General features: G+C 51.2%; 27 protein-coding genes. 5 read left to right on the top strand and 22 right to left on the bottom strand.

Annotated features, from left to right (window positions below):
• Window positions 1–34: 34 nt before the first annotated feature.
• The 20 genes from hisH to INP79_RS02115 all read right to left on the bottom strand — a co-directional run bounded on the left by hisH (window position 35) and on the right by INP79_RS02115 (window position 17,349).
• Complete coding sequence (gene hisH, locus INP79_RS02210) at window positions 35–679, bottom strand: imidazole glycerol phosphate synthase subunit HisH (protein ID WP_194752769.1); 645 nt, start codon at window positions 677–679, stop codon at window positions 35–37.
• A gap of 16 nt (window positions 680–695) precedes the next feature.
• On the bottom strand, window positions 696–1,286 hold the full coding sequence (gene hisB / locus INP79_RS02205; protein WP_194740339.1) for an imidazoleglycerol-phosphate dehydratase HisB: 591 nt from the start codon (window positions 1,284–1,286) through the stop codon (window positions 696–698).
• Between the two features lie 159 nt (window positions 1,287–1,445).
• Window positions 1,446–2,324 (bottom strand): 3-hexulose-6-phosphate synthase, encoded by an 879-nt coding sequence (gene hxlA, locus INP79_RS02200; protein ID WP_194740338.1) that lies wholly within the window; start codon window positions 2,322–2,324, stop codon window positions 1,446–1,448.
• Between the two features lie 217 nt (window positions 2,325–2,541).
• Window positions 2,542–3,606 carry a histidinol-phosphate transaminase gene (gene hisC / locus INP79_RS02195; protein ID WP_194752768.1) on the bottom strand — a complete coding sequence of 355 codons (1,065 nt, stop codon included), beginning with the start codon at window positions 3,604–3,606 and terminating at the stop codon, window positions 2,542–2,544.
• Window positions 3,607–3,630: 24 nt separating this feature from the next.
• On the bottom strand, window positions 3,631–4,926 hold the full coding sequence (gene hisD / locus INP79_RS02190) for a histidinol dehydrogenase (RefSeq protein WP_194752767.1): 1,296 nt from the start codon (window positions 4,924–4,926) through the stop codon (window positions 3,631–3,633).
• A 32-nt stretch (window positions 4,927–4,958) separates the two neighbouring features.
• Window positions 4,959–5,600 carry an ATP phosphoribosyltransferase gene (gene hisG / locus INP79_RS02185; RefSeq protein ID WP_194752766.1) on the bottom strand — a complete coding sequence of 214 codons (642 nt, stop codon included), beginning with the start codon at window positions 5,598–5,600 and terminating at the stop codon, window positions 4,959–4,961.
• 2 nt (window positions 5,601–5,602) lie between these two features.
• Window positions 5,603–6,868: a UDP-N-acetylglucosamine 1-carboxyvinyltransferase gene (gene murA, locus INP79_RS02180; protein WP_194752765.1), complete on the bottom strand. Its 1,266-nt coding sequence runs from the start codon at window positions 6,866–6,868 to the stop codon at window positions 5,603–5,605.
• Between the two features lie 2 nt (window positions 6,869–6,870).
• A complete protein-coding gene (gene grxD, locus INP79_RS02175; protein WP_194752764.1) occupies window positions 6,871–7,179 on the bottom strand; it encodes a Grx4 family monothiol glutaredoxin in 309 nt (102 codons plus the stop codon).
• 32 nt (window positions 7,180–7,211) lie between these two features.
• A complete protein-coding gene (locus tag INP79_RS02170) occupies window positions 7,212–7,457 on the bottom strand; it encodes a BolA family protein (protein ID WP_024930457.1) in 246 nt (81 codons plus the stop codon).
• 65 nt (window positions 7,458–7,522) lie between these two features.
• Window positions 7,523–8,329, bottom strand: coding sequence for an ABC transporter permease (locus INP79_RS02165; RefSeq protein ID WP_194752763.1), 807 nt, complete (start codon window positions 8,327–8,329; stop codon window positions 7,523–7,525).
• Window positions 8,326–9,240: an ABC transporter ATP-binding protein gene (locus INP79_RS02160; RefSeq protein WP_194752762.1), complete on the bottom strand. Its 915-nt coding sequence runs from the start codon at window positions 9,238–9,240 to the stop codon at window positions 8,326–8,328. The genes INP79_RS02165 and INP79_RS02160 overlap by 4 nt, the downstream gene beginning before the upstream one ends.
• A 75-nt stretch (window positions 9,241–9,315) precedes the next feature.
• Window positions 9,316–9,609, bottom strand: a complete 294-nt coding sequence (locus tag INP79_RS02155) for a lipid asymmetry maintenance protein MlaB (protein WP_370583210.1) — start codon at window positions 9,607–9,609, stop codon at window positions 9,316–9,318.
• A gap of 37 nt (window positions 9,610–9,646) precedes the next feature.
• Window positions 9,647–10,249, bottom strand: coding sequence for a phospholipid-binding protein MlaC (locus INP79_RS02150; protein ID WP_194752760.1), 603 nt, complete (start codon window positions 10,247–10,249; stop codon window positions 9,647–9,649).
• A gap of 26 nt (window positions 10,250–10,275) precedes the next feature.
• Window positions 10,276–10,821: an outer membrane lipid asymmetry maintenance protein MlaD gene (gene mlaD, locus INP79_RS02145; RefSeq protein ID WP_194740328.1), complete on the bottom strand. Its 546-nt coding sequence runs from the start codon at window positions 10,819–10,821 to the stop codon at window positions 10,276–10,278.
• A gap of 36 nt (window positions 10,822–10,857) precedes the next feature.
• Window positions 10,858–11,652, bottom strand: a complete 795-nt coding sequence (mlaE, locus tag INP79_RS02140; RefSeq protein ID WP_194752759.1) for a lipid asymmetry maintenance ABC transporter permease subunit MlaE — start codon at window positions 11,650–11,652, stop codon at window positions 10,858–10,860.
• Complete coding sequence (locus tag INP79_RS02135; protein WP_194740326.1) at window positions 11,652–12,455, bottom strand: ABC transporter ATP-binding protein; 804 nt, start codon at window positions 12,453–12,455, stop codon at window positions 11,652–11,654. The genes mlaE and INP79_RS02135 overlap by 1 nt, the downstream gene beginning before the upstream one ends.
• 129 nt (window positions 12,456–12,584) lie before the next feature.
• Window positions 12,585–13,226 carry a type II secretion system protein gene (locus INP79_RS02130; protein WP_194752758.1) on the bottom strand — a complete coding sequence of 214 codons (642 nt, stop codon included), beginning with the start codon at window positions 13,224–13,226 and terminating at the stop codon, window positions 12,585–12,587.
• A gap of 193 nt (window positions 13,227–13,419) precedes the next feature.
• A complete protein-coding gene (ccsB, locus tag INP79_RS02125) occupies window positions 13,420–14,559 on the bottom strand; it encodes a c-type cytochrome biogenesis protein CcsB (protein ID WP_194752757.1) in 1,140 nt (379 codons plus the stop codon).
• A 21-nt stretch (window positions 14,560–14,580) separates the two neighbouring features.
• On the bottom strand, window positions 14,581–16,497 hold the full coding sequence (locus INP79_RS02120) for a cytochrome c biogenesis protein ResB (RefSeq protein ID WP_194753818.1): 1,917 nt from the start codon (window positions 16,495–16,497) through the stop codon (window positions 14,581–14,583).
• Window positions 16,498–16,719: 222 nt separating this feature from the next.
• A complete protein-coding gene (locus INP79_RS02115) occupies window positions 16,720–17,349 on the bottom strand; it encodes a cytochrome c (RefSeq protein ID WP_194752756.1) in 630 nt (209 codons plus the stop codon).
• Window positions 17,350–17,461: 112 nt separating this feature from the next.
• Here INP79_RS02115 and yihA point away from each other — a divergent pair, with 112 nt between their 5' ends.
• Window positions 17,462–18,097 carry a ribosome biogenesis GTP-binding protein YihA/YsxC gene (gene yihA, locus INP79_RS02110; protein ID WP_194752755.1) on the top strand — a complete coding sequence of 212 codons (636 nt, stop codon included), beginning with the start codon at window positions 17,462–17,464 and terminating at the stop codon, window positions 18,095–18,097.
• 46 nt (window positions 18,098–18,143) lie between these two features.
• Here the strand turns inward: yihA and trmB are convergent, their stop codons facing one another.
• A complete protein-coding gene (gene trmB, locus INP79_RS02105) occupies window positions 18,144–18,854 on the bottom strand; it encodes a tRNA (guanosine(46)-N7)-methyltransferase TrmB (RefSeq protein WP_194752754.1) in 711 nt (236 codons plus the stop codon).
• A gap of 687 nt (window positions 18,855–19,541) precedes the next feature.
• Window positions 19,542–20,711, bottom strand: a complete 1,170-nt coding sequence (locus INP79_RS02100) for a class I SAM-dependent methyltransferase (protein ID WP_194752753.1) — start codon at window positions 20,709–20,711, stop codon at window positions 19,542–19,544.
• Between the two features lie 42 nt (window positions 20,712–20,753).
• Between INP79_RS02100 and INP79_RS02095 the strand changes: the two genes are divergently transcribed.
• The 4 genes from INP79_RS02095 (at window position 20,754) to topA (ending at window position 25,567) form a co-directional block, all read left to right on the top strand.
• Window positions 20,754–21,506, top strand: a complete 753-nt coding sequence (locus INP79_RS02095; protein ID WP_370583209.1) for a pteridine reductase — start codon at window positions 20,754–20,756, stop codon at window positions 21,504–21,506.
• Between the two features lie 4 nt (window positions 21,507–21,510).
• On the top strand, window positions 21,511–21,834 hold the full coding sequence (locus INP79_RS02090; RefSeq protein WP_194752752.1) for a hypothetical protein: 324 nt from the start codon (window positions 21,511–21,513) through the stop codon (window positions 21,832–21,834).
• 62 nt (window positions 21,835–21,896) lie between these two features.
• Entirely contained in the window at window positions 21,897–22,841 is a 945-nt protein-coding gene (gene ttcA / locus INP79_RS02085; protein WP_194752751.1) for a tRNA 2-thiocytidine(32) synthetase TtcA, read from the top strand.
• 110 nt (window positions 22,842–22,951) lie between these two features.
• Window positions 22,952–25,567, top strand: coding sequence for a type I DNA topoisomerase (gene topA / locus INP79_RS02080; RefSeq protein ID WP_194752750.1), 2,616 nt, complete (start codon window positions 22,952–22,954; stop codon window positions 25,565–25,567).
• The last annotated feature ends 51 nt before the right edge of the window (window positions 25,568–25,618 follow it).

Raw genomic sequence — 25,618 nt, 5'->3', positions numbered from 1 at the left:
TAACGAGTAGTGACTAAAACGACTGAAAATCCGTTTAGGGTTTCCAGTTTACAAAATTACGCAAAAGTTGCAAGCCTGCATTAGCGCTCTTTTCCGGGTGAAACTGCACAGCAAATACGTTATCGCGGGCAATCGCTCCCGTATAATCAAACGGATAAGCCGTTGTCGCAGCAGTTAACGCAGCTTCTTCTGGCGCGACATAATAACTGTGCACATAATAGAAACGTGCCAGATCCGGAATCTCTGACCACAGTGCGTGTGCCTGCGTTTGATGCACCTGGCTCCAGCCCATATGCGGCACTTTCAGCTTGGCGCCCTGCTCATCATGCATTTTGTCTGCAGGAAAGCGCTTTACCTCACCTTGGTAGACACCCAGGCCAGGTACATCCCCTTCTTCAGAATGCTCAAACAGCATTTGCAAACCGATGCAAATACCCAGAAATGGCTTTTGCTGTGTGGCATCAACGACGGCCTGACGTAAGTGACGCGCATCGAGCTCACGGATACAATCTGGCATCGCGCCCTGACCAGGAAACACCACGCGCTCAGCCTGTGCAATCTGCTCAGGATCGCTGGTGACGGCGACAGAAATGGAAGGGGCCACCGCTTTAAAAGCGTTGGCCACCGATCTTAAATTACCCATGCCATAATCAACAATGGCAACTTGCAAGCGACTCATGATAAGCAATCAGGCGTTATAACGCACCCTTGGTTGATGGCATTAATCCAGCCATACGTGGATCAGGGGTCGCGGCCATACGCAGCGCACGACCAAAAGCTTTGAATATGGTCTCAGCCTGGTGATGGGCATTATGACCTTTGAGGTTATCGATATGCAGCGTCACCAGGGCATGATTGACAAAGCCCTGGAAAAATTCATGGAACAGATCGACATCAAACTCACCGATCATGGCACGCGTAAAGGTGCAATCAAACGCCAGCCCTGGACGGCCAGACAAGTCTAGTGCGACACGGCTCAAAGCCTCATCCAGTGGCACATAGCTGTGGCCATAGCGGGTCAAGCCTTTTTTATCGCCCAGCGCTTTGGCAAAGGCCTGGCCCAGCGTAATGCCGATATCTTCTACCGTGTGGTGGCCATCAATATGCAAATCACCTTTGGCGTGCACTTTCAAATCAACCATACCATGACGGGCAACTTGATCCAGCATATGGTCCAAAAAGCCCAAACCACTGTGCAACTCGGATTGACCGGTGCCATCGAGGTTAATCGAGACAGTAATTTGTGTTTCTAGCGTATTACGCGTGACTTCAGCTTGACGTGACATATAAGAGAGGAAAGGTGATCACAGAGAGTTTGCAAATATTGCGTTCATTTTACAGCAAGTCCTGCCACACTGGCAAAAAGCTGTTATCAAAAACAAAAAAGCAGCCCGCATGGGCTGCTTTTTTTAAATCAGAAAGCGATCTGTAAGGATAGCAGTCGATTATTTAGCTTCTTCAGTTGCTGGTGCAGCTTCTGCAGGTGCAGCTTCAGCTGGAGCAGCCTCTTCGGCAGCTGGCGCTTCAGCAGCAGGTGCTGCGTCGGCTGGAGCAACTTCTTCAGCAGCTGGTGCTTCAGCGGCAGGCGCAGCTTCTTCAGATTTTTTGCCCAACAGGGAGAATACCAATACTGCAGCAACAGCAGCAATGATCCATGGCAGCAATTTGTTACCACCTTTAGTCGCAGTGCCAGCACCGTGAGCAATTTTAGTGATTTCAGTTGCAGCAGCAGCAGGATCAGCAGCACCGTAGATTGCAGCACCAGCTACAACGATATCAGCACCAGCGTCCACTACTTGTTTAGTTGTTGCAGCTTTAACGCCACCAGCCACAGACACTTTAGCGCCTGTTTTCAGACCGGATACCAGACCCAGGTCAGCAAATGGAGTTTGACCAGCCGCTTGTTGGTCCAAACCAGTGTGTACACCAATAATGTGTGCACCCAGTTTAACCACTTCCAGCGTACGGGCTTTTTTGTCTTTAACGTTGATCAGGTCGATTTGCGCTTCTTTGCCATACTTGTTGGCAGCGTCGATCACGCCTTTGATCGTACCGATATCTGCAGTACCCAAAACGGTACAAATATCAGCACCTGCTTTGTAGAATGGCTCAGCTTCGTAGAAGCCAGCATCCATGGTTTTCAGGTCAACCAGAATCTTGTTGTTAGGGAATTTTGAACGCAATGCTTTCAACAATTCGATACCGTTATGCTTGATGCAAGGTGTACCGATTTCCAAAATATCAACGTATGGCGCTACTTTAGCTGCCAAGGCGATCGTTGCGTCGAAATCTAATGAGTCCAATGCCATCTGGGTTTGTGCCATTTTTCTTCCTCCGAGTTTGCTCTATTTTAAATCCAATGAATCAATGCGCAGCAATTATGCAAACGCAACCCTCACTGCACATTATGTACAATAGCGTGCATCATAACCGCATTTTCAAAAAAATGACAATATTGCGACGATTTTTTTTACGCCACAATGTAATCATTTGCAGCACATTAGCGGGCAAATTACGGCAAATACTTTGATTTTAGCGACATCAAGCCGACAGAAAGGTACGCAATGCCTGCATCAAGGCCTGATTTTGAGCAGGATTGCCTATCGTAATGCGCAAAAAGTCGGCAATACGCGCCGGTTTTTTGAAGTGACGCACAATCACCGCCTGTGCACGTAAACTGGCGGCCAATTGCTCGCCCGCATATTTCGGATGGCGCGCAAAAATAAAGTTGGCGCCAGAGGGCAGCACTTCAAAGCCCAGACCTTGCAAATCCAGTACCAACTGATCACGCGATGCAATCACTTGCTGACGGGTTTGCTGAAAATAGGCTTCGTCTTGTAGGGCGGCTATGGCGCCTGCTTCTGCAAAGCGGTCAATCGGGTAAGAGTTAAAACTGTCTTTCACACGAATCAGGGCTTCAATCAACGCTGCATCACCGACAGCATAGCCCACGCGCAAACCGGCCAACGAACGCGATTTTGAATAAGTATGCGTGACCAGCACATTGGGATATTGATTGACCAACGACACTGCCGACTCCGTACCGAAGTCAACATAGGCTTCATCAATCACCACGACGGATTGCGTGTTGGCTTTTAATAAACGCTCTATTTCACTCAACGCCACCGGAATGCCTGTCGGCGCATTAGGATTCGGGAAAATAATACCGCCATTGGGACGCAAATAATCATCAATCGCAATCTCAAATTGCGCGTTCAATGGCACCGTTTCAAACGCAATGCCGTAAAGACCGCAATAAACCGGGTAAAAACTATAAGTAATATCTGGGTAAAGCAGTGGCTGATCGTGCTTGAGCAAGGCCTGAAAAACATGTGCCAGCACTTCGTCCGAGCCATTACCGACAAACACTTGATTGGTTTGCAAACCATGATATTCGGCAATTGCTGCTTTCAGGCGGCTGGAGTCCGGATCCGGGTACAAACGCAAGCTGTCAGCTGCTTCTGCCTGCAACGCGGCAATCACTTTCGGGCTAGGCCCATAAGGGTTCTCATTGGTATTCAGCTTGACCAGGTTTTGCAGCTTCGGCTGCTCACCCGGCACATAAGGGGTCAGGCTGTGTACCAGCTTACTCCAATATTGACTCATGACATCACTCTTAAATTCAGCCAGTTATTTCAAACGGTATTCAGCGCTGCGGGCGTGTGCCTGCAGGCCTTCGCCATACGCCAGGGTGGCGGCGATCTTGCCCAGCGTTTGCGCCCCGGCAGATGACACCATAATCAGGCTGGAACGCTTCTGGAAGTCATACACACCCAGCGGCGAACTGAAACGCGCAGTACGCGAGGTCGGTAATACGTGGTTAGGCCCGGCACAATAATCACCCAGCGCCTCACAGGTATCTCGACCCATAAAAATCGCCCCGGCGTGTTTGATGTGTTTGCTGAATGCCAAGGCATCATCCATCGATAACTCCAGGTGCTCAGGAGCGATGAAGTTACAAATCTCAGCCGCTTCAGCCAAATCCTTTACCTGAATCAAGGCGCCACGGTTTTGCAATGAAGTACGGATAATGTCCTGACGTGGCATTTCGCCAACCTGGCGTTCAATACTCGCCTGCACCTGGTCAAGAAACTCAGCACTCGGTGACAATAAGATCGCTTGCGCCAGCTCATCGTGCTCGGCCTGGCTGAACAAGTCCATTGCTGTCCAGTCTGGATTGCTCTGGCCATCACTGATGACCAGAATTTCTGACGGGCCAGCCACCATATCAATGCCAACCACGCCAAACACCCGGCGCTTGGCTGCGGCTACATACGCATTGCCTGGGCCGACAATTTTATCTACCTGCGGCACGGTTTCGGTGCCGTAAGCCAAGGCGCCCACTGCTTGCGCGCCACCAATGCAAAATACGCGGTCCACACCACACACAGCAGCAGCGGCCAATACCAATGGGTTCTTCTCACCATTAGGCGTCGGCACCACCATCACCAATTCCTGCACGCCAGCCACTTTGGCCGGGATCGCATTCATCAGCACCGAGGATGGGTAGGCGGCTTTGCCACCTGGCACATACAGACCGACACGGTCCAAGGCCGTTACTTGCTGGCCCAGTAAGGTACCGTCGGCTTCTGTGTATTGCCAGGATTGCATCACTTGCTTCTCGTGATAACTACGCACACGGTCAGCCGCAGCCTGCAAGGCCTCACGCTGCGCGGCTGGCAAGCCATTTAAGGCCGCATGCAATTCCGCTTGCGGGATTTCTAACACCGCCAGACTGGTGGCGTTGGTTTTATCAAAACGATTGGTGTATTCGAGTACCGCCGCATCGCCACGGGCCTTCACATCCTTGAGGATATTGGCAACCACCTGGTCGATATTGTCATCCTGCGCGGTTTCAAAAGCTAACAGCGCTTTCAATTCAGCATCAAAACCGGCATCACGTGTATTTAAACGTTTAATCTGCATATTTTCTATCAATGAGTCTTTTCGAATAGCGGCTAATCTTTTTGAATAGCACTAGCAAAACTGTCAATAATCGGTTGCAACAGCGGGCGATTTACTTTGTAAGAAGCCTGATTGACCACCAGGCGCGAGCTAATCGCGCCTACATCTTCAACCGCTTTGAGTTTGTTGGCACGCAAGGTGCCACCCGTGCTGACCAAGTCGACAATGGCATCTGCCAAACCAACTAGCGGCCCCAGCTCCATCGAACCATACAGCTTGATCAAGTCCACATGCATGCCTTTGGCGGCAAAATGTTCGCGCGCGGTTTTCACATACTTGGTGACCACTTTCAGGCGTGCGCCCTGGCGGATGCTAGCCTCATAGTCAAAGTCTTCACGCACAGCCACCATCATTTTGCACTTGGCAATATTGAGGTCCAGCGGCTGGTACAAGCCTTCACCGCCATGCTCATCCAGCACATCCTTACCCGCAATGCCCAAATCTGCCGCGCCATATTGCACATAAGTGGGTACATCGGTTGCACGTACAATAATCAGACGCACATCTGCGCGATTGGTTGGCAAAATCAGCTTGCGGGAAGATTCTGGATCCTCCAACGCATGTATGCCAGCCGCCGCCAACAACGGCGTCGTTTCCTCAAAAATGCGCCCTTTGCTGAGTGCAATAGTAATCATGATTAGTTCGATCTGCGCACTTTGGCGCCCAGTTGATTCAGTTTTTCTTCCAGCTTTTCGTAACCACGGTCCAGATGATAAATACGGTCAATCACCGTTTCGCCATCTGCCACCAAGCCAGCCAATACCAAGCCAGCCGAGGCACGTAAGTCGGTCGCCATGACATTGGCACCTTCCAGCGCAGACACGCCTTGCACCATGGCAGTATTGCCCTGTACATCAATATTGGCGCCCATGCGCTGCAACTCTTGCACATGCATAAAGCGGTTTTCAAAAATGGTTTCGATTACCGTACACACGCCTTCAGCCACCGTATTCATGGCCATAAACTGCGCCTGCATATCGGTAGGAAAAGCCGGATGCGGTGCGGTACGCACATTAACGGCTTTCAACTTGCCTGTGCTTTTGACGGTAATACTATTGCTATCATGGCTGATGGTCGCTCCGGCCTCGCGCAGCTTTTCAATCACTGCTTCCAGCAAGTCAGCACGGGCATTTTTCAAGGTAACTTCGCCACCGGTCATGGCCGCCGCCACCATATAGGTGCCCGCTTCAATCCGATCACACACTATATGATGTTGTGCGCCAGTCAGGCGCTCCACGCCCTCAATGGTAATGGTATCAGTACCCGCACCAGTGATTTTGGCGCCCATTTTATTCAGACACTCTGCCAGGTCAACGACTTCTGGCTCCTTGGCCGCATTCTCCAACACCGTGGTGCCCTGCGCCAGCGCAGCCGCCATCATCAGGTTCTCAGTACCGGTGACAGTGACCATATCCATGTAGTATTTAGCACCTTGCAAACGGCGGTTTGGCAGGTGCAAAGTACTGGCCTGAATATAGCCATGCGTGATATGCATGGCAGCGCCCATGGCTTGCAGACCCTTAATGTGCAAATCCACCGGGCGCGAGCCGATGGCACAGCCGCCCGGCAGAGAAACACGCGCCGTGCCAAAACGGGCGAGCAACGGGCCCAACACCAGAATGGAGGCGCGCATGGTTTTCACCATTTCATAGGTTGCTTCAAATGAAGCGACGTCGCTAGCATCCAGCGTGACCTGGTCGCCGTCTTTGCTCACCTTCACCCCCATAGTATCCAGCAGCTTGAGCGTAGACGCGACGTCACGCAACTCAGGCACACCGGTTAAGGTAAAGGGCGTTTCGGCCAGCAACCCGGCACATAAAATCGGCAACGCGGCATTTTTTGCGCCAGACACGACGACTTCGCCATGCAGTGGCACGCCACCTTCAATAATCAGTTTGTCCAAAATTATGCTTTCGCCAACAGTTCTTGCAATTCACCGCTTTGATACATGCTGCGCATAATGTCAGCCCCACCGATAAACTCGCCACCCACATACAGTTGCGGAATCGTTGGCCAGTTAGCGTACTGCTTGATACCTTCGCGGATATCCATGTCTTGCAACACGTCAATCGCCACATACTCGGCGCCACAGGCGCTCAGAATTTGCGCAGCCACGCTGGAAAAACCACATTGTGGGAATTTCGGGCTACCTTTCATATACAACACCACTTTGTTATTGCTAACCGTGTCTTTAATTTGTGCTTGTGCATCCATGTTGACTGACTCCAAAAATATTCATTAAAACGCTAGGCTTGCTGTTGCTGCCATTGCGTTGGGGTATAGGTTTGCATAGACAACGCGTGAATCTCGGCACGCATGCGGTCACCCAATGCTGCGTAGACCAATTGATGCTGCTGGACCATGCGTTTACCTTCAAAGGCCGGGCTGACAATCACCGCATCAAAATGGGTGCCATCATCGCCATTCACTTTCAGGTAATCGCATTCCAGTCCGCTGCGGATGTATGCTTCAAGTTGCGCTGCTGTTAACACAAAACCTCACTTATTCAACAAAATACAGAGGGACGAGGCAGGAAGCTGTTTCCTGCACTTATCCGCTAACTGCGTAATTTATAACCGGATTTTAACATCTTTAGGCATAGCCACGCCAATGCCAGCAAGAAGCTGCCAACAACTGCGAGGCTGAGCCAGGGCGAGACATCACCATGGCCAAAGAAGCCGTAACGGAAGCCGTCTATCATGTAGAAAAACGGATTCAATTGCGACACAGCTTGCCAGAACGGCGGCAAGGAGTGAATCGAGTAAAACACGCCGGACAAAAAGGTCAGCGGCATGATGACAAAGTTCTGGAAAGCCGCCATCTGGTCAAACTTATCCGCCCAGATACCAGCAATGATGCCAAACGTCCCCAGCAACGCGCTGCCCAGTAAGGCAAACGCGATAATCCAGCCGGGATACACGGTGGGCACACTGACAAAACACAAGGCCACCAGGTAAATGCTCAAACCAACCAGCAAACCACGAATCATGGATGCGGCCAGAAACGCAGCAAAGAACTCCAGCGTATTAATCGGCGTCAGCAGTAAAAAGACAATATTACCCATCACCTTGGACTGGATCAGGCTGGATGAGCTATTGGCAAAGGCATTTTGCAGCAAAGACATCATCATCAGGCCAGGCACCAGAAAAGCGGTATAACTGACCTGATCGTAGACTTTGACGTGCGACTCCAGCACGTGCGAAAAAATCAGCAGGTATAACAAGGCGGTCAGGATAGGTGACGCAATGGTCTGAAACGCCACACGCCAAAAGCGCAGCAGCTCTTTCTTGAACAGCGTATAGACCCCGCGCCAGCGCGGACTGACTTTATCATCCAGCCAGAAGAAAGGATTCAGCCATTTCACGCTTGCGCCCCTTTCTGGTTGCCGACCAGATTCAAAAAGACATCTTCCAAATCCGCCTCCTGCAATTGCATATCCTGGATGGCCACATTGGCTTCACGCAAGACGCTTAAGACCATTTCCACCTGCGACAACTCGGATAATGCCAACACGACTTCGTCTCCATTCTGCTGCTTGAGCAAAGATTGCAACTGCGTTGGCAACGCACCCGCCAGACGCAAGGAAAGCTGCTTGGCGGCATGGCTCTTGAGCAAAGCACGCGTGGTATCCAGCGCGACGATCCGGCCCTGCTTCATCATGGCTACACGCTCACAGAGAGTTTCAGCCTCTTCCAGATAATGCGTGGTCAAAATAATGGTGTGCCCTTGCTGATTGAGCTTCTGGATAAATGCCCACAGCATTTGTCGTAACTCAACATCCACGCCGGCCGTCGGCTCATCGAGCACAATCACCGGCGGCTTATGCGCCAAAGCTTGAGCTATCAACGCCCGGCGCTTCATGCCACCAGACAGTTTACGCATATTGGTATGCGCTTTATCCGTCAGGCCCAGTCCTTCAATCACTTCATCGACCCAGGCGTCATTTTCAGGACCACGGCCAAAATAGCCGGCCTGGAAACGCAACATCTCACGTACATTAAAAAACGGGTCAAACACCAGTTCTTGCGGCACCACACCCAAGGCGCTACGCGCACGCTGATAGTCAGTCTGCACATCATGACCCATGATACGTATGTTGCCGCTGGTGGGTTGCAACAAACCCGCCAGCAGGTTAATCAAGGTCGACTTGCCCGCGCCATTCGGGCCCAGCAAGGCAAAAAATTCGCCTTGCTCAATACGCAAATCGACCCCTCGCAACGCTTCGAACTCGCCAAAGCGTTTGGTAATGCCTGAAATTTCAATGGCTGCAGCCACGTATGACCTTTCGCTATCCCACAAAAAACGAAACCCCACCTCGTCAGAGCTGGGGCTGTTAGACTTGATTTTCAACTAATTCAACAAGAATCCGTCGACACCGTAAAGTTGCATCAGACTTCGCAGATTATCCGGCACCCCAATCACCGATACTGCACTGGCTTCGGTATGCTGATGATGCAACTGCCGCTGGATTTCGAGAATCAAACTCACAGCAACAGTATCTACCTCATTCACCTTGGAAAAATCCAGGGTTAACGGAGATTCAAGACGCAAGGTTTGCAACTGGTTCACGGTTTCGCTGATATTGGTAATCAGCAAGTTACCACTGAACTGCAAAGTGTTTTCCTGTTGCGTAATTTGCGCCACAAAATTCTCCAAAAATGCCTGAGTGCCGTCCGGGTAATTACTTACCGGTAGCCGCCTTGTTTTTATCGGCCAGTTTCTTGGTCAGGCTATCCAGACCATTCTGGCGGATTTCCTGCGCAAACTGGCTACGGTAATTGGTGACCAGACTCACACCCTCAATCACGATATCAAACACTTTCCAGTCATCTGCTTTTTTGCCCAAGCTGTAATCCACACTGATCGGATCGCCGCCAGGTTGCTGGATGGCCGTTTTCACCGTTGCAGACTCAGCACCCGCTTCCATACGGAAAGGCTTGTACTCGATGGTCTGATTTTTATATTTGGACAATGCGGTGGCGTATGTACGCAACAACAAGGTCTTGAACTCAGCCTGGAAAGCGGTTTTCTGCTCTGGTGTCGCATTGGTCCAGTTTTTACCCAACACTAAACGCGACACTTTTTCAAAGTCAAAGTTAGGCAGGATTTTTTCTTCTGCCAGGGCAAAAATCTTTTGCTGGTTACCGGCCTGGATGTCTTTGTCATTCTTAATGACTTCAATCACATCATCCGCAGTTTTTTTCACCAGTTGATCCGGCGTCATGCCAGCCATTGCCACACCGCTTAACAGCCACATGGCAACTGCCATCCACCACTTTTTCATTGTGTTCCCTTTATCAATTGATTGAATTACTTACCAATTTTGTCCAATGGACTGGCATCTAACGCATCAACCCCAGATTCGGTTGATGTAGCTGCTGTTTTACCAGGTTTATCATCACTTTCAGTCGCCTTGCTATACAGGAACTGGCTAATCAGTTTTTCCAGCACCACCGCATCCTGAGTTTGTGAAATCTTGTCGCCGTTTTTGAGGTTAACCTCGTCACCACCTGCTTCCAGGCCGATATATTGCTCACCTAACAGACCAGCCGTGTAGATATTGGCAAACGTATCTTTAGGGAAGTTGTAGCGCGTGTCGATGTTCAGACTCACGACGGCCTCATAAGTTTTCGGATCAAACACAATTTCACTCACGCGACCCACGACCACGCCAGCACTTTTCACTGGCGCACGTGGTTTCAGGCCACCAATATTCTCAAAGTTCGCAGTCACCAGATACGTTTGGCCGATACTGCTGGTGGTCAGATTACCCACTTTCATAGCCAGGCCAAGTAAGGCTGCAAATCCGAGCGCAACAAAAATGCCCACCCACAAATCAATTGTTGTTCTTTCCATTGTTTATTCCCCGCGAGTAACCCGTACGCCCTGATGCTAAACCGCGATCATGAACGACGTTAATATAAAATCCAGCCCCAATACGGCCAGTGATGAAGTCACGACTGTCCTGGTCGTGGCACGGCTCACGCCTTCCGCTGTTGGCGGCGCGTCATAGCCTTCAAACAAGGCAATCATGGTACAGGCCACGCCAAACACTACACTTTTGAATACACCATTCAAAATATCAAATTCCCAATCAACGTTGGCCTGCATTTGCGACCAGAACGCGCCAGCATCGACCCCGATTAAAGGCACAGCCACCAGGTAACCACCCAGAATACCCACCATGGAAAATAAGGTCGCCAGCACAGGCATAGCAATCACACCCGCCCAAAAGCGTGGCGCAATCACGCGCGCAATCGGGCTCACAGCCATCATCTCCATGGCAGACAACTGCTCGGTCGCCTTCATCAAGCCGATTTCTGCGGTAATCGCCGTCCCGGCGCGTCCTGCGAACAGCAGTGCGGTCACGACTGGGCCAAGCTCGCGGACTAGTGCCAGCGCCACCAGCACACCAATGGCTTCCGACGATCCGTATTTCTGCAAAGTATGATAGCCCTGCAACGCCAGCACCATGCCGACGAAGAAAGCAGAAACCAGAATAATAATCAGCGACAGTACGCCAGTGAAATACACTTCACGGATGGTTAATCTAAAGCGACGGAAGCTTTCACCAGATGAAATCAGGGTCAGCCAGAACAAACGACCACCGGCACCCAGTCGCCAGACTTTATTGATACAGCCTGCGCCCAGCTTACTGAACAGGCGCTTCAATTTATGCAATACCATTAACGCGCACCTCTTAACAAACTGGCGTGATATTCAGGCGCCGCATAATGGAATGGCACCGGGCCATCTTTTTCACCATGCACAAACTGGTGCACAAACGGTAATTCGGAATTGCGCAAATCGTCTGGCGTGCCCTCAGCAGCCACGACACCATCTGCAACGAAATAAACATAATCAGCAAACTGGAAGGTCTCTTCCACATCGTGCGTCACGATAATTGAAGTAGCACCCAACGCGTCATTCAGGCTGCGGATCAAATCACAAATCACCGCCATTGAAATCGGGTCTAAACCGGCGAACGGCTCGTCATACATGATAATGCTGGGATCCAGCGCAATCGCGCGTGCCAGGGCGACACGTCTCGCCATACCACCAGAAAGCTCGGTCGGCATCAAGGCGTGTGCGCCACGCAAACCAACGGCGTTCAACTTGAGCAACACCAGGTCGCGAATCATGCTTTCAGGTAAATTGGTATGCTCTCGCATCGGGAAAGCCACATTTTCAAACACGGACAAATCCGTGAACAAGGCACCGTGTTGAAACAACATGCCCATTTTGCGGCGCAAGCGGTAAATGCCTTCACGGTCCTGCTGATGCACCACTTCGCCACCCACCTGGACCTGGCCTTTGGTGGGCTTGAGCTGGCCGCCAATCAGGCGCAGCAAGGTGGTCTTGCCACTGCCGCTGCCGCCCATAATGGCCACTACCTTGCCTTTAGGAAAGGTCATATTGATGCCTTTATGCAACAAGCGGCCTTTATACCCGAAAGACAGGTCTTGAATTTCTACAATTGCGTTTGCCATAGGAAGTGGGTGATCTAAAACGGCTACCATTCTAAAACAGAATGTGTCTCAAACGTTGAATGTATCCGACATAAAACAAAAAGCCTGAAAATCCAGGCCTTTTGTTACAAATTTATGTTGTATTCTACACTAAAAACTCATGCAGACTAAGTAAGGAGTCGCCGCCGCAGGAGCCGCCTCCCCACTACCCGGCGTCCCATTCACCAGTATGCGCATGACGCCGGTATTGCCTGCGCCATCATCCAGCATGGTATCAAGTTGCAGCGCGTAGCGCCCCAGAATAGCATCTGAACACATGGCATGTGCGGTATTAAAGGTGCCCGCAGTGACGGCCGCCAGCGCCGCAACACTAGTTACACCCAGCTGACCGCCCTCGCTATTGTGCGGCACATATTGCATCGGGTTAGTAATATCAGTCGTACCAGTTGCCAATCCCGCCAGCCGCAAGTGCTGCCACAACAAAAATGACTCGTCCGTATCGGTCGTCGAGTTCCAGCCACCTTGTATCAAGCCATTCTGCACTTGACCATTGGTGCTGGCATTGGTGCCTGCGACATGTGTAGCTGCTGCATGGTCGTCACCAGGTAACACGCGAAACCGATCCTGATAGCCATAAAAATAAGTGGGTATGTTTCTGAAATCACTGGCCAGACTTTTCACCTTGGCATTGGCAATCAATTCCTGCCCTCGCATGACGCCCGCGAGTAACAACCCTGCAATCACCAGCACGATGGCCAATTCAATCAAGCTAAATCCTAATTGCTTTTTCATTTTGAATCCTCCTGTTACCGAATCATTGTAAGAAGTATTACCTTGCCGGCATCAGCATTCATACGATGCCGACCCAGACAATATTAACATTAATTAATAATTGTTAATATTGTTCGATAGAAGAATTCAGGAAAAACAAAATAAAACGGGCAGATGCATCTGCATCCGCCCGTCATTAAGCGTCAATCAAAGGTTAGAGCGTGCCGTAGGAGTGCAGGCCACTGAGAAACATATTCACACCAAGGAAGGCAAAGGTCGTGACCAACAAACCAACCAGCGCCCACCAGGCCAACACAGTGCCTCGCAGGCCCTTCATTAAGCGCAAATGCAACCAGGCGGCGTAGTTCAACCACACAATCAGCGCCCAGGTTTCTTTAGGATCCCATGACCAGTAACCACCCCAGGCTTCGGCTGCCCACATCGCGCCCAGAATGGTGGCAATAGTAAAGAATGCAAAACCAACCGCAATCGCCTTGTACATCAAATCATCTAGCACGTGCGGTGCAGGCAGGCGGCTAGCCAGCACACCATGCTTTGCCAGCAGGTAAGCACCGGCCACCATGGCCGCCAGTGAGAATGCGCCGTAACCAATAAAGTTAGCTGGCACGTGTATCTTCATCCAGTAGCTTTGCAAAGCAGGCACCAACGGTTGAATCTCATTGGCATGACGGTCAAAGGTATACCAGAGGATAAAACCCACCGCGGCATTAATCACCACCAGCACAAAGCCGCCTAACTGGCGTGTATTGAACAGTTTTTCGTAATGTAAATACAGCAAAGACGTGATCAGGCAAAACAGGATAAAGACTTCATACAGGTTGCTGATCGGGATATGACCGACGTCCGGCGCAATCAGGTAAGACTCATACCAGCGCACCATGAGACCAACAAAACCGAACAGAGTCGCAGCCCATGTCAGTGCAGACGCCACTTTTGCCGTAAACGCCGATTTCTGGAACAGCGCCAGCCAATAGGTCAGCATGGCCAGCACAAACAGCACATTCATCCACATGACCGCGGATTGGCTAGCCAGTAAAAATTTCAGTAGAAAGCGCTGACCACCATTCGCCAGGTCACCGTGGTAGCTATAGACGCCGATTAAACTCAATACGGCCACACCGAGCACCAGCCGTGCAATCGCTGACCAGCGCCAGCCCAGGTAACTGAACAAGGCGACCGCACCAAACAGAAAGCTGACTTCATAGATATCCATAAAGCCTGCATAACGCTGGTAAGAGAAAATCCCGCCCGCCAGCAACAGCACGGCGTAAATCCAGTCAAACTTGCTTAATGATTGCCAAAACGATGTTGGCTTCACTGATAATGTACTCATCGCATTCCCCTCTTCATTCCGTCAGGCCGTCGCTTGCAGCAACGCTGTCAATTGCTGCTGCACACGCGCAAAGTCCTGATCCAGATCCATATTTTTACGGTTAGACGACATTGCCAGCAATACTTCTTGCTGTGCAGGTTTGATCAATAACCACAGGCGACGTTCCTTGATATAGAACATGGCAAAAATACCCAGCACCAACATCACTGAGCCAAAATATACCCAGTTCTGGCCAGGTGAACGTGTCAACTGGAAGCCACTGGCCTGTTTCAACGTGTAATTCTTGAGCTGGAAATAATACGGCGTGCCATAAAAGAACAAGTCATTCATAGCATTCAGGCTATCCTGAATAAACATTGCCGTTTCCTGGGTTTCAGGTGCCGGTGGCAACTGGCGCTGGGCACGGCTCATCTGGTAGCCTTGCAGCGCGGCGCGGTTCAACAGCTTCAAATACGTTTGCGCAGCCTGCTCACGCTGGTCTTTCGGAACAGCACTTTCAATAATACGCGATAACTCACTGTACCCGCCCTGTTTGAATGTCACCAGCAAATGTTGCAGGCTTTGCTCAAACTGTGCTTTTAAAGGCGCATTATCGCCCGGCATTTGCTTGGCCACCTGGCTGGCAATATCACGGATCGCCTGCTCATTACGCAAGGTTTGGCGCAAATGCATAAAGCCGTTGATTTCCAGCGCATCATCCGCCGGAATCCGCAAATATTTGAACTCATCCTGCACGGTTTCGCGCATACCAGAGACAAAGTAAGAACGACCATCCAGTTGCAGTGGCTGCATATAGCTCATGTACTCGCGTGCCTGACCGCTGGCGTTACGCAGCTTCAAAGTGGTGTTGGGGCCTACATTATGCGGTTTGCCTTTGCCGTCGGCAGACAAATTCAAAATATTAAACTGGCGGAACTCGTTAAATTCCACTGTCATCTTTTGTGCACCGTCGCCCAGTGAGCCTTTCTGCGAGACGACGCCATCGACATCAAAGCCATCCTGGTTGCTGGCGGCCAAGTCCCATAATTTGAATTTGAGTTCTGAGCCACCATCCTGAAAGTCGGACTGGTAAATGGCAATGCCTTTATAGGTATAAGGATGGTTGACGCGTATCGTCGCTTCGATCGGCTTAGCCAACTCAGGATCGGTGATGACGATATCGCTCTCAAACGACTTTGGCATGCCGGTCGCGTAATGCTCAATGCGAAAATCCTTGAGCGCCACTGTAAATGGCAAATCCTGCACCAGATAACCATCACGCACACGCACAAACGCCACATTATCGCGCTCGCCTTCAGGCAAGGTCATATTGGCACGGAACGACAGGTTATCGACACCCAGGCGGCTTTCTGCGGGCACCTTGCGTGAAGAAATATCACGCGTCTCGATTTTTTTCCAACCGAGCAACTCCTGCACTTTGAATGGCAGGTTACCGTCCAGCAAACCGCCAAAACAGATCACGACAATTGCCACATGGGTAAAGATATAGCCCAGGCGCTGGTGCGTGCCCAGCTTGGCGGCGATTAACACATCGCCATTGTCTTGCTGGCGGGTTTTAAAGGTATAACGTTCCGTGCTTAAAAAGTCGCTTAATTGCGTTTGTAATGCCGCAGCTGGCTGAGTTGTCGCCAAACTGACCTGATGACCAAACAAACGCAGCGATTTTTCAGTGGCGTGCTCTTTATATACCTGCCACTCTTTAACCATGAGCGGCGCATTACGAATCACGCACAAGGTTGTCGACACCACCAGAAACAGCAGGATGAGTAAAAACCAGGCCGCGTGGTAAACATCCAGCAAGCCCAGCATTTCAAACAGCTCAAACCAGAACTGGCCAAACTTGACGATGTAATTGGTATAAGGCTCATTTTGTTTGAGCACAGTACCAATAATCGAAGCCACACCCAACAGTGTCAACAGGCTCACAGCAAAGCGCATGGAGCTCAATAGCTCATACACACGCTGCGATAAGGAAATGGGAGCTTTCAAAACAATCTCTTTAAAATTGACTAGTTAAGGTTGCGCACGAGATGATTGCCATACAACGCAAGACGCGCAGTTGTGGACGACATCCACCGTAAAAGGTTGCATAGCCCTACAGTAAAAATAGCCCTACAGTAAAAAAGGTGGCCGCAGCCACCTTTTTTCAATCAGCAAACACTAGCGCAGACCTTGAATGTAATCTGCCACCGCTTGCATCTCGGCATCGCTCATTTTTGCCGCGATGGTCATCATCATCGGTGCATTGGCGCGCTCACCAGTACGGAACGTTCTCAACTGTTGCACAGTGTAATCTGTGTGCTGACCAGCCAAACGTGGGAACTGTTTAGGCAAACCGGCACCTGTCGCACCATGACAAGCCGCACAGGCTGGCACTTGGGTCGCTGCAATACCGCCACGATAAATCTTCTCACCTAAAGAACCCTTGCCATTGCTTTTAGCCTTGGCCAGCTTGATGCTCTGGCTGGAGAAGTATTTTGCCACGCCTTCCATGTCTTCCTGGCTTAACGCGCCAGCCATCCCAGCCATCACTGGGTTAGCACGTGTGCCATCTTTAAAGTTGCTCAACTGCTTGAGCAAATACTCAGGATGCTGACCAGCCAGTTTCGGGTTGGTCGTAATCACACTGTTACCGTCTGCACCATGACAGGCTGCACACACGTTCTGGACAATCTTTTCTGGCCCATTCACTGCTGGCGCTGCTTCGGCAGAGGCGGCTTCTTCAGCAAATACAGGCTGTACGCCCATGGCCAGCAATACAAACAAGCCTGCTTTCAAACTATTCAACATGATAATAATGCCCCAACATTTTTATTGGGCGTCATTTTATCAAACAAACCCTGTTCGTGATAGCATGCGCAGTTGAATAGTCCATAAAACCTTGAGGCAACTCAATTCGATCATGCCAGTTTTTCAAAATGCCCGCTTCCACCTGTCGGCACACCATCTCCGTGACCTTCCGCCCGCCAGTGGCATCGAGGTCGCTTTTGCCGGGCGTTCCAACGCGGGCAAATCCAGTGCTTTAAACACTTTGGCCAACCATAACCGATTGGCCTTTGTCAGCAAGCAGCCAGGCCGTACGCAGCTCATTAACTTTTTCACGCTGGGGGACGACAAACACCTGGTCGACTTACCTGGTTATGGCTACGCCAAAGTCCCTGAAGCCATGCGCATGCATTGGCAAAATGTATTGTCGCGCTACCTTAGCGAGCGCCAAAGCCTGGCCGGACTGGTACTGGTGATGGATAGCCGCCACCCGCTCACCCCGCTGGACAGACAAATGCTGGACTGGTTTTGCCCGTCAGGCAAACCGGTGCACGTATTACTGACCAAGAGCGACAAACTGTCGCGCAGCGAATCCACCATCCTGCTCGGCAAAGTGCGCAAAGAACTACACACAGGCTGGGGCGAGAAAATTACCGTGCAATTGTTCTCCAGCCTGAAAAAACTAGGCGTAGACGAAGCAGAAAAAGTCCTCGGAGAATGGTTCTTCGGCAACGACCCCGACACACAGGGCGAACCAGCCACCAGCGAATAAAAAAAGCAGACATCAGTCTGCTTTTTTTTATTTTGCATGCAAGGCATTACACGCGTTTAAACACCAGATCCCAAACCCCGTGCCCAAGCTTCAAGCCACGATTCTCAAACTTGGTTAACGGCCGGTAAGACGGTTTCTCAGCATAATCCGACGCGGTATTTTGCAATTGTGACTCACCTTGCAACACTTCCAGCACCCACTCGGCATACTCCTGCCAGTCAGTGGCTACATGAATGTAAGCGCCCGCCTTCAATTTAGCGCAAAGCAGCTGGACAAACTCAGCCTGAATCAGGCGACGCTTGTGGTGACGCTTCTTATGCCAAGGGTCCGGGAAGAAAATATGCACACCATCGAGTGACGCGTCCGCCAGCATATTCTGCAACACTTCGACGGCGTCATGCTGAATGATACGGATATTCTGAATATCACCTTCCTGCATCAATTTAAGCAAACTACCAACGCCCGGCGTATGTACCTCGACTGCCAGGAAATCACAGTCGGGCAAGGTTTGTGCAATCTTTGCCGTAGCATCGCCCATGCCAAAACCGATTTCGAGAATTTTTTTGCTATCAGTGCGGCCAAACGCCTGACTCACATCCAGTGCTTGATCGGTATATTCAATGCCGAATGTCGGCCAGGCTGTTTGCAAGGCTCGCTCCTGGCCTTTAGTCAAACGCCCCTGGCGTAAGACAAAACTGCGGATGCGGCGCTGGTAAGGCGCTTCGGAAGAGTCTGGGGTTTGGTCTATTTCTGTCATGGGGCGCATTATACTTTAAGTGCTTTTATTTACCGTACATAGCGTATTAATTTGAAATACCCTTTTCGCCTCTCGGCGAGTCACTTTCTGGTGCTTGTCCCCCAGAAAGTAACCAAAGAGGAAGACACCCAGCCATCACGGCCTGCGGCTCCCTTGCGTTGCTCGACAAAACAAGCGGTCACGAAACTCGCCCTAGCAGCGTGCACACTACGCAAGCTGCCGCGGTGCTCAAACAGTCGCTCCCTTCTCCCTTGTTTTGTCTCCGCTACTCAGCGTGATGGAATGGGATTTATCTCGCCAAACTCACATCGCAGAAATGCGGACGGTTCAAAAACCAGATTCTTTTATTAAACCTTCTAAACGATGGCGCTCGCAGGTGTTCGGGGTCCCCATCTGCCGCGCCGAGCAACGCAGGGTTGGCGGGAGATTTCGGCCATCGGCTGTTTGAGCTCCGCAACAAGCCACGTTTTGTGTGGCTTGCCAGGGCGAGTTTCGATGGACGCCCGGCAAACCGAGTAGCACAGGAAACAAGCGGAAGCTGGGGTGCACTTTCTTTTGGTTACTTGTTCTTTGGGCAAGCAAAGAAAAGTAACTCGCCAAAAAGGCGAAAAGAAACCTACCCAATCCCGCCACCAAAACAAAAAACCAAAGAATAACCTTCCCAACAAAACCCAAAAACGTAACCACTTACAACTGATGCCGCTTATCCCCCTGCAAAAACCCCATCAACGGCAATGCCAGGCCCTTACTCAGTGCCAAGACTTTAAACAACTCCCCCATCTCCGCCGGAGATAGCAATTTTTGCACTGCCGCCACCATAGGCAAATAGCGCGCACTCTCTTCTGGCGGCACCTGTTGCAACAATTGCAAAATACCGCAATTGATTAAGAATTGCGCCTGGTTGGTATACCCCGCACAGTCCAGTCCATTAGCCAATGCGGTTTCGGCCATCGCAGTGAAATCAACATGGGCAGTGATATCCTGCAGGCCGGGATAGATTAATGGATCATCATGTGCGTAATGCTGGTAATGACACATCAATGTCCCCTGCGCGCGCTGCGGATGGTAGTACTCACTTGCAGCAAAACCATAGTCAGGCATCAATATCAAGCCGCGCGTTAACATCGTGGCAAGACTAGCGATTAGGCCTTGTGCAGCAGGACACACCTCAGTGACGTAACCATCTGGCAGTGGAAGTGTATCAATTGCCGCCACCAGTGACAGGTCTTGCAGTAGTTGTGTTTGCCACACTAATTGCTGATCAAACCCAATACCACGCTCCAGCCACTGCCCTGCTCGCCATTCAACGACATGCACCGGAATGGCATCCAGCACTTCATTACCGACCACAACACCCGTCAAGGTTTCTGGCAACGTATCCAGCCACTGTAGGCGAGAATATAAGGCTACTGGCAATATACCTTGCAAGTACTCTTGCTGCCGATGACGCAAGTTAGCACTTACCTCAAGAATATAATAGTGCTGCGGTATCTGCTCTAGTTCTGCCAGCCGCAGCAATAAGCCTGCTGCTAATTTACCCGTACCGGCCCCTAGCTCTAGCACATGACCCGCAGTCGTCTGTAGCACCTGCGCCACTTGGTTGGCCAAGGCTTGTGAAAATAAAGGTGAAATCTCGGGCGCAGTGACAAAATCGCCACCACGACCGAACTTATTGGCCTCGCCGCTGTAATAGCCAAGGTGGGGCGTGTACAACGCCATTTGCATGTAGTCGGCAAACGAGATCCAGCCACCCTGTTGCTGCACCTGCTGTTGAATATGTGCGAGTAATGTGTCGCTGTGCTGTTGCGCCGCGGCATCCAATGCCGGTAAGCGAGAAGAATTCGGTTGAGCAGTCATTCAGCCATTATAATGTGACCAGTCCAGAATAAAGAGACCACCGTGAATTTCCATTCCGTTACCAAAGTTGTGCTGATTACCGGTGGTGCCAAACGTGTTGGCGCCGCCATCACCCGCGAGCTGCATCGCCAGGGTGCGAATATCTTGCTGCATTACCACACCAGCGCCAAAGAAGCGCTTGCGCTGCAAGCTGAACTCAACCAGGTGCGCCCTGGCAGCGTGGTGGTGGCGCAGGCTAACCTGCTCGATCTGGCTGCATTACCGCCACTGGTAGACACGGCACTGCAGCACTTCGGCCGGCTGGATGCACTGGTCAATAATGCTTCCAGCTATTACCCTACCCAGCTCGGCCAGATTGATGCAGCGCAATGGGAAGAGCTCATGGGCAGCAACCTGAAAGCGCCCTTATTTCTAAGCCAGGCGGCTGCGGATGCCTTGCGCGCCAGCCAGGGCTGCATTGTCAATATTACTGATATGCATATTGAGCGTCCCAAGAAACACTACATTGTGTACAGTGCCGCCAAGGCGGGACTGGTCAGCCTGACCAAATCGCTGGCACAGGAACTGGCGCCCGATGTGAGGGTGAATGCAGTCGCCCCAGGCCCGGTGCTATGGCCGGATGACAACCAGGAGTTTGATGAAGATTACCGCCAGCAAGTGGTCAATCAAACCTTGCTCAAACGCACCGGCGAACCATCCGACATTGCCAAGGCGGTCAAATTCCTGATTGATGATGCGCCGTTTATTACCGGCCATGTACTGGCGGTAGATGGCGGACGCAATTTAAGTTTATAGCGTCATGGGGACAAATACCCAAGTCATCACCATCCACGCACAAGCGCCAGCAAAGCCCGCATTGGGTGAAACATGTAACGGTTGTGGCGTGTGTTGTGCCGCCGAGCCTTGCCCGGTTAGCCTGGCATTACTCTGGCCACACCAGACGCCATGCCGGGCGCTGATCTGGAGTGATCCAGCCCAACGTTATTTATGTGGCATGGTCAGTGAACCTGCCCGTTTTCTCAGGTGGTTGCCAGCGGGCATGAACGACATTGCCAGCCGCATCTTCAAACGCTGGATTGCAGCGGATACGGCCTGTGATGCTGATGTTGCACTGGCCGAATAAATCAATTCGAATAATCAAAGACTTAGCGTGACTTTACATCGCTTTCCGCTATAATGCGCGCCATGAAGACCAAACATTATCCAGACGACGTCAGCCAAAACTTCCTCAAACTGCGCAATCAACTGATTAGCGCGACTGGAAAAGCCATTGGCGATTACAACATGATTGAGGACGGCGACACCGTGCTCGTGTGCATGAGCGGTGGCAAGGATAGCCACGCCATGTTGATGATTTTGCTGGCCTTGCAAGAACGCGCGCCTATCAACTTCAAATTGATTGCGATGAACCTGGACCAGAAACAACCAGGTTTTCCGGCAGATATTTTGCCTGCCTACCTGGAAAAACTGGGCGTGGAATACCGTATTGTAGAAGCGGACACGTACTCCATCGTTAAAGAAAAAATCCCCGAAGGTAAAACCACCTGCAGCCTGTGCTCACGCCTGCGCCGTGGCATCATCTACACCACTGCGCAGCAACTTGGCGCTAATAAGATTGCCTTGGGTCACCACCGCGACGACATCGTGCAAACCTTGTTCCTCAATATGTTTTACGGCGCCAAGATGAAGGCCATGCCGCCAAAACTGGCCACCAACCGTGGTGAATTCATGGTCATTCGCCCACTGGCCTATTGTGCTGAAAAAGACATTGCGGCCTATGCGCGCGGCATGCAGTTCCCAATTATTCCGTGTGATTTGTGCGGTAGCCAGGAAAACCTGCAACGCCAGAAAATCAAGGATATGCTCAACAACTGGGAGCGCGAGCAACCGGGGCGTATCAATAATATTTTCCGTGCCATTGGCAATGTAGAACCTTCACACCTGGCTGACTTTGACCTGTATGACTTCAAGCACCTGAGCCAGGCCAAGGAAGAAGACGAAGACCCGATGTTTGACCACGAAAAGTTTTCTGCTGGCAACGACATGGCATTATCGATTGCCTCTCAAGATGACAAACGCATTGAATTTGCGCGCAAACCGTTCCCGGTTGCAGTCAGCACTGAGGAATAACACAACGTTTTGGGGCGGAAAGGCTTTAATTCATGACTTTCCGCACCGATATATTGTCTAGTTGTTAAAACGCTTGCTATTATCTAGCCAACTCTTACACAGACCGCTCAATGTCAAAACTGCTGATCGTTGAATCACCCTCCAAGGCCAAAACCCTCAAAAAATATTTGGGTGGTGATTTTGAGGTCCTGGCTTCTTACGGGCATGTGCGCGACCTGATCCCTAAAAATGGCGCCGTCGACCCGACGCAGCAGTTCGCCATGAAGTACGACATCATAGACCGCAACAGCAAGCATGTAGATGCCATTGCCAAAGCCGTGAAGAGTGCTGACAGCATTTACCTGGCAACCGACCCGGACCGCGAAGGCGAGGCTATCTCGTGGCATATTGCCGAGATCCTGGCAGAAAAAAAACTGGTCAAAAACAAGCTGATTAAACGCGTAGAGTTCAACGAGATTACACAAACCGCGGTAAAACACGCGATTGACCACCCACGTGATATTTCCATGGACCTGGTCAATGCACAGCAAGCCCGCCGTGCACTCGACTACCTGGTCGGCTTTAATCTGTCACCCCTGTTGTGGAAAAAAATCCGTCGCGGCTTGTCAGCAGGCCGCGTACAAAGCCCGGCGCTGCGCCTGATTGTAGAGCGCGAGCTGGAAATTGAAGCCTTTACCAGCCAGGAATACTGGAGCATCCACATGGGTGCGCTCAAGCATGCCCATGGTTTTGATGCCAGACTGGTGCAGCTCAACGGCCAGAAAGTAGAACAGTTCACGGTCACCAACCATGACCAGCAAGCCGACATTGTCGGCAAGTTATTGCTTGCCTCCGCAGGCAAAACGACGGTGACCCGCGTTGAGAAAAAACAACGTAGCCGCAGCCCGGCAGCGCCATTCACTACCTCTACGCTACAACAGGAAGCCGTGCGAAAACTAGGCTTTACCACCAGCCGCGCCATGCGCGTAGCGCAGCAATTATACGAAGGCATGGACGTCGGCAGCGGCACGGTCGGTTTGATTACCTATATGCGTACCGACTCGTTCAGCCTGGCGGCTGAGGCCGTGATGCAGATCCGCGATTACGTGAAAAAGCACTTTGATGCAGACTACCTGCCCAAGTCGCCCATCATGTACAAAACCAAAGCCAAAAATGCGCAAGAGGCGCACGAGGCGATTCGCCCGACCGATATTACACGTACCCCTGCCAGCGTGCGCCAGTACCTGAACGACGAGCAGTTCAAACTGTATGAAATGATCTGGAAGCGCACCCTGGCCTGCCAAATGACACAGGCCAAATATGATGCTGTCAGTGTGGATTTAGCGGTCGGCACAGATGCCAACCTCTTCCGTGCCACCGGTCAAACCCTGGTATTCCCTGGTTTTATTGCCGTCTACATGGAAGGCAAGGACGACGACAAAGAGGACGAAGACGCCGAAGCCAAGTTGCCGCATCTGGAAACCGGCGAGGTGTTGACGGTTGAGAGAATTTTCGGCGAACAACATTTTACCGAGCCGCCACCGCGTTATTCAGAAGCCAGCCTGGTCAAAGCACTCGAAGAATACGGCATTGGCCGCCCTTCGACTTACGCCAGCATTATCTCAACGCTGCAAGACCGCGAATATGTAGTGCTGGATAAAAAGCGCTTTACGCCCACTGATGTCGGCCGCGTGGTCAATAAATTCCTCACCGAGCACTTCACGCAGTACGTAGATTATGACTTTACTGCCAAGCTGGAAAACGAGCTGGACGAGATTGCCGAAGGCAATCTGGACTGGGTGCCGGTCATGGACAAGTTCTGGCAGGGCTTTAACCAGCAGATTCAGGTGAAGGCCGACGTAGAACGCCCAGGCAACGAGCTCATTGATGAAATGTGCCCGAAATGCGGCCGCCAGTTGCAAAAACAACTCAGTCGCTACGGCAGCTTTATTGGCTGTACTGGCTATAACGCCACGCCAAAATGTGATTACAAACGCAACCTGGATGGCGAAGCCAATATGGCCAGCGAGCCAGTGGTGATTGGGCAGGACGTCGACACACAAAAAGACATTTACCTGATGAATGGCCCGTATGGTCCTTATTTACAGGTGGGGCAGCCAGTCGAAGGCGACAAGAAAAAACCCAAACGCGTCAGCATCCCTAAAGAAATTCCGCTGAGCCAGATTAATATCGACACGGCGCACATGCTGCTGAGTTTGCCACGTGACTTGGGCCAACACCCGGAAACCGGCAAGAAAATTGTCGCCAACATTGGTCGCTTTGGTCCTTATGTGAATCATGATGGCAAGTTCAAGTCCATCCCCAAAACCGAGAGTGTATTTAGCATAGACCTTGAAGGTGCCGTGAAACTACTGGCTGCTGCCAATGGGCCGACCCCGTTGGCCGACTTGGGCGAACATCCATCGGGCGAAGGTCGTATTGAAGTATTTTCTGGCCGCTTTGGCCCTTATGTGCAACATAACGGCATCCGTGCTACCTTGCCTAAGAGCGTGGCACCAGAAGAACTCAACGTAGAACAAGCCCTGGAATTACTGGCAGAAAAAGCAGCCAAAGACGGTGGCAAAACCAGCAGCAAGAAGCCAGCAGCTAAAAAAACCGCGGCGAAGAAAGCTGCCGCACCTAAAGCGGCGACCACAAAAACAACCGTGAAAAAGGCCACCACCAAGAAAGCAAGCACGACTAAGGCGGCAACGAGCAAGCGGACTAAAAAGTCAGCAGAAGAGTAAATGACACAGACTAAAAAAGGAGCCACCAGCTCCTTTTTTTTACGCCCTAAA

This window comes from Methylophilus sp. QUAN (assembly GCF_015354445.1).
Classification (GTDB): Bacteria; Pseudomonadota; Gammaproteobacteria; order Burkholderiales; family Methylophilaceae; genus Methylophilus.
Note: the sequence above shows the minus strand (reverse complement) of the source record. Positions and strands in the feature narration are given on the sequence as shown.

Bases quoted from the DNA above. Each gene is read 5' to 3' on its own strand.
- mlaE (WP_194752759.1), bottom strand. From the start codon at position 11,652: ATGGTATTGCATAAATTGAAGCGCCTGTTCAGTAAGCTGGGCGCAGGC.
- INP79_RS02115 (WP_194752756.1), bottom strand. From the start codon at position 17,349: ATGTTGAATAGTTTGAAAGCAGGCTTGTTTGTATTGCTGGCCATGGGC.
- ccsB (WP_194752757.1), bottom strand. From the start codon at position 14,559: ATGAGTACATTATCAGTGAAGCCAACATCGTTTTGGCAATCATTAAGC.
- hisG (WP_194752766.1), bottom strand. From the start codon at position 5,600: ATGATTACTATTGCACTCAGCAAAGGGCGCATTTTTGAGGAAACGACG.
- ttcA (WP_194752751.1), top strand. From the start codon at position 21,897: ATGAAGACCAAACATTATCCAGACGACGTCAGCCAAAACTTCCTCAAA.
- hisD (WP_194752767.1), bottom strand. From the start codon at position 4,926: ATGCAGATTAAACGTTTAAATACACGTGATGCCGGTTTTGATGCTGAA.
- INP79_RS02120 (WP_194753818.1), bottom strand. From the start codon at position 16,497: ATGCGCTTTGCTGTGAGCCTGTTGACACTGTTGGGTGTGGCTTCGATT.
- INP79_RS02130 (WP_194752758.1), bottom strand. From the start codon at position 13,226: ATGAAAAAGCAATTAGGATTTAGCTTGATTGAATTGGCCATCGTGCTG.
- hisB (WP_194740339.1), bottom strand. From the start codon at position 1,286: ATGTCACGTCAAGCTGAAGTCACGCGTAATACGCTAGAAACACAAATT.
- yihA (WP_194752755.1), top strand. From the start codon at position 17,462: ATGCCAGTTTTTCAAAATGCCCGCTTCCACCTGTCGGCACACCATCTC.
- INP79_RS02135 (WP_194740326.1), bottom strand. From the start codon at position 12,455: ATGGCAAACGCAATTGTAGAAATTCAAGACCTGTCTTTCGGGTATAAA.
- hisC (WP_194752768.1), bottom strand. From the start codon at position 3,606: ATGAGTCAATATTGGAGTAAGCTGGTACACAGCCTGACCCCTTATGTG.
- topA (WP_194752750.1), top strand. From the start codon at position 22,952: ATGTCAAAACTGCTGATCGTTGAATCACCCTCCAAGGCCAAAACCCTC.
- mlaD (WP_194740328.1), bottom strand. From the start codon at position 10,821: ATGGAAAGAACAACAATTGATTTGTGGGTGGGCATTTTTGTTGCGCTC.
- hxlA (WP_194740338.1), bottom strand. From the start codon at position 2,324: ATGGCACAAACCCAGATGGCATTGGACTCATTAGATTTCGACGCAACG.
- grxD (WP_194752764.1), bottom strand. From the start codon at position 7,179: ATGGATGCACAAGCACAAATTAAAGACACGGTTAGCAATAACAAAGTG.
- trmB (WP_194752754.1), bottom strand. From the start codon at position 18,854: ATGACAGAAATAGACCAAACCCCAGACTCTTCCGAAGCGCCTTACCAG.
- INP79_RS02090 (WP_194752752.1), top strand. From the start codon at position 21,511: ATGGGGACAAATACCCAAGTCATCACCATCCACGCACAAGCGCCAGCA.
- INP79_RS02100 (WP_194752753.1), bottom strand. From the start codon at position 20,711: ATGACTGCTCAACCGAATTCTTCTCGCTTACCGGCATTGGATGCCGCG.
- INP79_RS02150 (WP_194752760.1), bottom strand. From the start codon at position 10,249: ATGAAAAAGTGGTGGATGGCAGTTGCCATGTGGCTGTTAAGCGGTGTG.
- hisH (WP_194752769.1), bottom strand. From the start codon at position 679: ATGAGTCGCTTGCAAGTTGCCATTGTTGATTATGGCATGGGTAATTTA.